This is a genomic window from Pelistega indica (assembly GCF_000506865.1).
Taxonomy (GTDB): Bacteria; Pseudomonadota; Gammaproteobacteria; order Burkholderiales; family Burkholderiaceae_B; genus Taylorella; species Taylorella indica.
The window spans coordinates 1-7,592 of record NZ_AYSV01000145.1 but is presented as its reverse complement, the minus strand read 5'-3'; the positions used below and the strand labels follow the sequence as shown (position 1 = coordinate 7,592).

The following is a 7,592-nucleotide window of genomic DNA, read 5'->3' as shown; positions in this document are numbered from 1 at the left end:
AACAAACAAGCCTTAATTGCTAACAACAAGCTCATGTTGAAARTTGTAAAAAAGGCAGCAAGCAAGGTGGAAGGAAAAGGATCTGGCCTATCGTCGTGTTCTGAGCGCTTACGAACAAGTGAAGATGGAGTTGGCGATCTTAAGACGTATCAACTTTGCTAAACGTAGCGAACAGCTCCCTGACCTACAAGCGAAACTTTTTGAAGATGACGCCCATGAGGATCTGGCTGAGCTAGAAACGATGTTAGACAACATCGGTCAGCAATTAACGTCCATGAGTGGTCAAGAGCACACACCTCGCACACCGTCTCGTATGCGTTTGCCGGCGGAATTGCCTCGGTGGATATTCATTATACGTTGGAAAGCACGACCTGTGGTTGTGGTGCTGAGATGCGTCATCTTGGGGATGAGGTGAGTCAGAAACTGGATTATGTGCCCGGTACTTTTAGCGTGGAGAATCACATTCGTCCGAAATACGTGTGTGATTGTTGCAAGACCCTCAATCAAGCGCCGGTACCTCCTCACATCATTGATAAGGGGTTGGCAACGACCGGACTGCTGGCGACAGTACTCATCATGAAGTATGCTGACCATCTGCCGTTGCACCGTCAAGAAGCCATCTTTGAGCGCAGCGGCAAATGCATTTACCTTCATTATTTTTTTCCTCAGTGATTAAATTCTTCGTATTGTAACTGTATATGAAAATTAAGGTCTAGCAGCCAATGAGGGCGAGGCGATTTGATCGCATTGCTTTGATCCAAATCGACTTAATGCTAGTAGAAACTCTTATTATATTTATGCATGAGTTAGTTATAATTTAATAAGATAGTAATGCACATTGTGTATAATACAGTAAGCTCATTTGTCACAACGTTTATACAAAGGAAGATAGTATGGCAGCACAATTTTTTATGCCTAGCAATAATGTGATCGGTGCGGGCGCACTTGATTCAGCGGTGGATATTATCGCCTCTTTAGGTTTTAAAAAGGCCTTAATCGTTACCGATAAGCCTTTAAGCGATTTGGGTTTTGCGGCTCAAGTGGCGGATCGTTTAAAGGCTAAAGGCGTTGAAAGTGACATCTTTGATGAGGTTCAGCCTAATCCTACGGTAAAAAATGTTAACGACGGTTTGGCTAAGCTGCAGGCCGCTGGCGCAGACTGTGTGGTGTCACTGGGTGGCGGCTCACCGCATGACTGTGCTAAGGGTATCGCCCTTGTAGCCAGTAATGGTGGCAAAATCGAGGACTATGAGGGTTTGGATAAATCCGCTAAGCCGCAATTACCGCTAATTTCTATCAACACCACGGCCGGTACTGCGTCTGAAATGACGCGCTTTACCATCATCACCGATGAAAGCCGTCATGTAAAAATGGCGATTGTCGATAAGCACGTGACGCCAATCTTATCGGTTAATGATCCGAAGTTGATGGAAAATATGCCTGCTTCATTAACGGCCGCAACGGGTATGGATGCGCTAACCCATGCGGTTGAGGCCTATGTATCAACGGCAGCCAATCCGCTCACGGATGCATGTGCGGTTAAGGCTATTGAGTTAATTGCGAGCTATTTACCAACCGCCGTTAAAGAGCCTAAAAATGCGGAGGCGCGCGAGCAGATGGCTTATGCGCAGTTCTTGGCTGGTATGGCATTTAATAACGCCTCGCTCGGTTATGTGCATGCGATGGCGCACCAGTTAGGTGGTTTTTACGATTTGCCACACGGCGTTTGTAATGCGCTATTACTACCTCACGTTGAGGAATTTAATATGCGTGCGGCTAAAGCGCGTTTAGATGAAGTGGGCGCGATTCTATCCGCGAACAACCAGGAGCTTGAGGGTTTAGGCGTGATTGATGCCATTAAAAAGTTGGCAGGCATCGTAGGTATTCCAAAATCACTACGTGAGCTAGGTGTCAAAGAAGAAGACTTTAAAGTCCTCGCTGAAAATGGGATGAAGGACGTGTGTGGTTTAACTAACCCGGTTCAGCCTACACTTGATGAAGTGATTGCTATCTTTAAAGCAGCGTATTGAGCTTAACTCGTTTAAGTTTTAATTAAATAAACCCGCCACTGAAGCGTGATATTGCTCAAGTGGCGGGTTTTCTTATAAAGTGTCTACGCTATCTTTAGTCCTCAACATACCAAGTATCTTCGGATAGCATCACTTGCTGATGACCATAGCCTGCAGGCATCATAGGGAAGCAGTTTTCCTGTGCCTGTACACGCACATCCAAGAAATACGGTCCCTCCGAATTAAAGCATGCCTCAAGTGCCGCATCTAAGTCTTTAGGATCGCTGACGCTAGCGGCTTGCCAGCCAAAGGCTTGAGCCACGCTCACAAAATCTGGCATGCAATCGTTATAACTGTGACTGTAGCGACCCTCGTGAATGAGCTCTTGCCATTGACGTACCATGCCCATATAGCGGTTATTACAGAGCACCACTTTAATTGGGGCACGGTGCTGTACTGCGGTAGCCAGCTCTTGGATATTCATCAGAATCGAGGCATCCCCGCTAACACAAATCACCAGCTTGTCGGGATTGCCGATTTGTGCGCCAATCGCAGCGGGCATACCGTAACCCATGGTGCCAGCACCGCCAGAGGTTAACCAACGATTCGGTTGATTAAATGTTAAGTATTGAGCAGCCCACATTTGATGCTGACCGACGTCGGTACTCACAATAGCATCCTTGTTCTCAATCTTTTGATTGATACGAGTCAGTAAGTCTTGCGGTAGGATTTCCGTTGCTGAGGGCGTAAAGCCTAAACAATTCTTGCTACGCCATTTTTCAATTGTTTGCCACCAATCATCCAGACGTGAACGCTCCATAGGTAGCGCCTTCACCTCATTAAAGAGGCGCGTTAGGAGAGTGTGGCAATCACCTACCAGGGGCACGTCAGCGCGCACCACCTTATCAATGGAGGCGGGATCAATGTCTAGATGAATTTTAAGGGCGTGTGGACAGAAATCAGAGAGACGACCCGTGATTCGGTCATCAAAGCGAGCGCCGATACAGATAATTAAATCAGCATGGTGCATCGCTAAATTGGCTTCGAGGGTGCCGTGCATGCCCAGCATGCCGACAAACTGCTCGTCATTGGCGGGGTAGGCGCCCAGACCCATCAGAGTCAGGGTGCATGGCGCGCCGGTATAACGTACTAAGTTGCTAAATACCTCAGCCGCCGCTTTACCAGAGTTAATTAAACCGCCACCGCCGTAAAACACCGGGCGACGAGCGTTAACAATTAAATCGGCAGAACGTTTGATATTGGCTAACATCGCAGGTGCAGGCACTTCCGGCGTACTTTCAGCCCGCTTTTCAATGGTGAAGGTCGATTTATCAATGGCTTGAATTTGAATGTCTTTGGGGAAATCAATTAACACCGGTCCTGGACGCCCCTCGGTGGTTATTTGATAGGCTTTGGAAACAAGCGGCACCACATCCTCGGAGAGCTTGATCTGCGCATTCCACTTAGTGACGGGGCGTGAAATACCGATCGCATCACACTCTTGGAAGGCATCGGTACCAATGGCACTCGTGGCTACTTGACCGCTGATACAGAGCACAGGTATCGAATCACACATCGCATCCAATAAGCCAGAGGTAGTATTAGCTATGCCGGGACCAGAGGTCACTAAGACCACGCCTGGTTTACCCGTGCTGCGCGCATAGCCTTCGGCGGCATGCACCGCACCCTGCTCGTGGCGTACCAAAATATGGCGAATACGCGGCTCAGCATAAATGGCATCATAAAGCGGTAAAACCGCACCGCCGGGATAGCCGAAAATGGTATCAACACCCAGCTCAATTAAAGTCTCCAGTAAGGCTTGAGCGCCATTAAAACACAGTTTTTGTTGGAGGCTTTGCTGTGTATCCATATAAAAACCCTCGCTTGTTTTATTCTAGTTTGATTAGTTAAAAAATGAGTAGCTTGATTTTAACCCTAAGTCAGTAAGAAACTTGCAATGCACAAGTGCTATGCTTAAACTAATCAGGGAGAGTATGAAGGTCAGGGCAATAACAGCATGTTGGTAGCGGATCCCGAGAGTAAAGTGCTATGTCGCTTTATGGTGGGTCCACGCGGCTGTGAGGTCACCGGTATTACTTGGACGCCTGATATGAAGTATATCTTTGTTAATATCCAGCACCCAGGTGAAGGACCGATGCTTAAAGAGGCGCAAAATAGCACCAAGGCGCCAACGGTTGAAGAAGCGCAGAATAACCCAACCGGTTCCTCTACTTGGCCTGACGGCGACCAAGCAACTCGCCCTCGTCCTGCCTCGGTCGTGATTTGGCGCGAAGACGGTAATGTTGTAGGTAGTTTCCTAGCCTAAGTTTTTAAACGCTAAGCTAAAAAAATGACTGATAGTTGCTGATGCGCTATCAGTCATTTTGTTTAGTGCTACTTGCCATCAATCGTCTGTAAGCATCGATGGCTGGATCGCTGTGATGCTTATTCCTATTAGCTCCGGCTGTCGCTAATTACCTACGTTTTACCCCCCCCCCCTTTACGGTATCCTGGTTTTAGTGGTAAAATCAAGCTTTGATTTATCATCACTAGGTACAGTTCAATGAAAGACAATATGAAAAGCTTACAAAATAAGGGTGCTAACCATGAGCGTTACTCTTTAGATAAGAGTAAGAAAAATTTTCAAGGCGTTGTAGTGGGTACTGCCTTGCTGAATCGGGGGGGGGTTGACACTAAGTGCGCAGGCTAATAGCGTACCAGATGGTACGAATCCTGTTGTTAGGTACTATGCTTTATATAAGATGGGCCAATCTACATATCAACTGCGTGAAGTGATAAAAAAAGCAGATGGTACTTATGTTTTTATGAACGACCCTAATCTCCCCGTGCCTGAAAATCAAGTGATTGCAACTAATGAGCAGCATTATATTAGTATCAAGAGTCCTTGGGCGGGCGCTGGCGATGGTAATTATGATAATAAAGGTGCCAAAGGTGCTGGGGATATTGCTATCGGTGTGGGTGCTTATGCAGATTCCGTCTATAAAGAAGGTATAAGCACAGGTAGCACAATGGCCATCGGTTCTAATGCCAAAACAGACAAACCGAATAGTGTGGTCATTGGACACCGTGCACAGGATATGAAACTGACCCTAGCTGATGGCAGCAAACTGCCAAGTGCTGGGGGTTCTGTGGTGATAGGAGAAAGGGCTGGTGAAATAACGGAGGACTTTAGTAAGTTTGACGAACGGGCTAAAGAATATCAACAACATGGGGTGAAAGCTAAAAACGACCCATTTGAAAAGGGTTCTAGGGCTATAGAAACCCCCGGTGGTGGTCGTCCACTTGCTATTGAAGGGAATGTGTTTACCGGAAGAGAGGCGGGGATAGATGCCTTTACTACTCAGAGTGTGTTGGTTGGGGCAGGCTCAGGTACAAAGCTTTTTGGTTATTCCAATACCATGCTAGGTGCATTTAGCGCTACTAATCTGCGTGGCGACTATAATACAGGTGTTGGTTATTATGCGGCTGATAAATTAAAAGGTAATGACAATATTGCCCTTGGACGTCAGTCGGGGCGAGAATTGACTGGTGATTATAATCTATCGGGCGGTACAGAATCAGGGAGAGGATTAGAAGGTAATAATAATATTTCCCTTGGGCATTCCTCGGGGAAAGCTCTAGTTGGTAGTCATAACCTTTCTAGCGGTACAGCCGCGGGGCAAAACTCAAAAGGTGATTACAATATTTCGCTAGGATACGGCTCAGGAGTGGAGTTAGAAAAAAACTATAACGTATCCGTCGGCTATGCCTCAGGGAACAAGTTAAAGGGTGAGGCTAATGTGTCGAGCGGGGTGGCTTCTGGACTAGGTCTGAAGGGAGACCATAATATCTCAAGTGGTACAAACGCAGCACGTGACCTAAAAGGTAACAAAAATATTTCCTTCGGATACAGCTCGGGTAATGAATTAGTTGGTGATGGTAATATTTCGAGCGGAGAAGGTTCAGCACAAAAATTAAAAGGTAGCAATAATATTTCCCTTGGTAGGTTATCAGGGTCACTGTCGAATGGCAGCGATAATATTTCTCTAGGAAATAGAGCTGGATATAATTTTTCAGGCAGTAAAAATATTGTCATTGGTAATAACACTAATTCTTTCGAAAAAAGGCCACCTGATATGAGAAGTCTACCTATCGAAGGAGCTATTGCTATCGGTAATGACTCAGAAGTGAGGGGCAAGAATTCGGCGTCTATTGGTAATGAAAACAAAGTTCTTCAAGGTGTTACTAACGCCTTTGTGCTTGGTAGTAAGGTTGTAGCTGACGTTGAGAACTCCGTTTATTTGGGTCATCAGTCCGTAGTTGGGTATGGCGATGCAATAGGAGCACCGAATTGGACAGCAGATGGTACAGAGGGAAATACCACAACAGCCGGTAACGAAGGCGAAGTAAAGATAGCTAAATTTACAGTAAATGGTGAAGAGAAAGAGCAAGAATTCACTTTTGCTGGAGCGAAAGCTTCTGGGGCGGTGAGTGTTGGTTTTAGTGGCGGTGAGCGTCGACTCCAAAACCTAGCAGCCGGTGAGATTTCGGCTACTTCCACAGACGCTATTAACGGCAGCCAATTATTTGCAGTTGCAAGTGAAGTCTACAAAGGTCTTAACTTTGATGCCAACACGGGTGGTGTTCAGACGTCTAAGTTAGGTTCTACCGTGACGATTAAAGGTGCTGATGCGAATACAGATGCGTCTAAGTTCGATGCGGGTCAGAACCTCATGACTTCTATTGAGAAGCAGGGTGAGGATAGCGTCGTTCGAATTGCCTTAGCGAAAGACTTGACGGGTTTAAATACCATTCAATTGGGTGGTGAGAAAGGGCCTGTGATTGGTGGTCGTGATGATGGTAAGACGCTAGTTTTAAATCCGGGTGATAACGGCACATTAGGTGCACCAGTGCAGATCACGAACGTGGCGAGTGGTTTGGGTGATAAAAAACTATCTGAGCTTGAAGAGGAAGAGTTAAAACCACTACTCAATAATGCGGTAAACGTCGCTGACCTTAAGCAGTCGGTTGATGGTGTGAGTACGGGCTTAGTAGACAAAGGTCTTAACTTTGATGCCAACACGGGTGGCGTTCAGACGTCTAAGTTAGGTTCTACCGTGACGATTAAAGGTGCTGATGCGAATACAGATGCGTCTAAGTTCGATGCGGGTCAGAACCTCATGACTTCTATTGAGAAGCAGGGTGAGGATAGCGTCGTTCGAATTGCCTTGGCAAAAAATCTTGAGATCGACAGTGTCAAAGCCGGCGAGACGTCACTGAATAAAGATGGCCTAAGCGTCGGTGATAAGGTAAAAGTGAACGACAAAGGAATTACCGCCGGTGATGTTAGTCTAACCACCGAAGGCATTAATGCGGGTAATACGAAGATCACGAACGTGGCGGCTGGCGAGGATAAATCCGATGCGGTGAATTTTGGTCAGCTAACAGCGGTTGCGGATCAAGCCAAGGCGGCGGCGACGAAGCTGGTTGCTGGTGATGGTGTGACTGTTGAGTCTAAACAGTTAGCGGATAAAAGCACGGAGTACACGGTTTCAGCCAAGACGGACGGTACAACCATGACGA

Annotated in this window: 5 protein-coding genes and 1 pseudogene; 5 read left to right on the top strand and 1 reads right to left on the bottom strand. The window is 46.7% G+C overall.

Going from position 1 to position 7,592, the window contains the following annotated elements:
• Positions 1–124 precede the first annotated feature (124 nt).
• Both V757_RS30015 and V757_RS27145 read left to right on the top strand, forming a co-directional pair.
• Positions 125–645: pseudogene (locus V757_RS30015) on the top strand (transposase domain-containing protein); the annotation flags it as partial.
• A gap of 248 nt (positions 646–893) precedes the next feature.
• Positions 894–2,030, top strand: coding sequence for an iron-containing alcohol dehydrogenase (locus V757_RS27145; protein WP_023953500.1), 1,137 nt, complete (start codon positions 894–896; stop codon positions 2,028–2,030).
• A 94-nt stretch (positions 2,031–2,124) separates the two neighbouring features.
• On the opposite strand, the gene ilvB is transcribed toward V757_RS27145, so the two are convergent.
• Positions 2,125–3,879 carry a biosynthetic-type acetolactate synthase large subunit gene (gene ilvB, locus V757_RS27140; protein ID WP_023953498.1) on the bottom strand — a complete coding sequence of 585 codons (1,755 nt, stop codon included), beginning with the start codon at positions 3,877–3,879 and terminating at the stop codon, positions 2,125–2,127.
• A gap of 147 nt (positions 3,880–4,026) precedes the next feature.
• Between ilvB and V757_RS27135 the strand changes: the two genes are divergently transcribed.
• From V757_RS27135 to V757_RS27130, 3 genes are all read left to right on the top strand, one after another.
• A complete protein-coding gene (locus tag V757_RS27135) occupies positions 4,027–4,335 on the top strand; it encodes an alkaline phosphatase PhoX (RefSeq protein ID WP_023953495.1) in 309 nt (102 codons plus the stop codon).
• Positions 4,336–4,572: 237 nt separating this feature from the next.
• A complete protein-coding gene (locus V757_RS28545; protein ID WP_023953493.1) occupies positions 4,573–4,719 on the top strand; it encodes a hypothetical protein in 147 nt (48 codons plus the stop codon).
• Positions 4,697–7,592, top strand: a 2,896-nt coding sequence (locus V757_RS27130; protein ID WP_218184527.1) for a hypothetical protein, incomplete at its 3' end; no start/stop codon positions are given. The genes V757_RS28545 and V757_RS27130, both read left to right, overlap by 23 nt.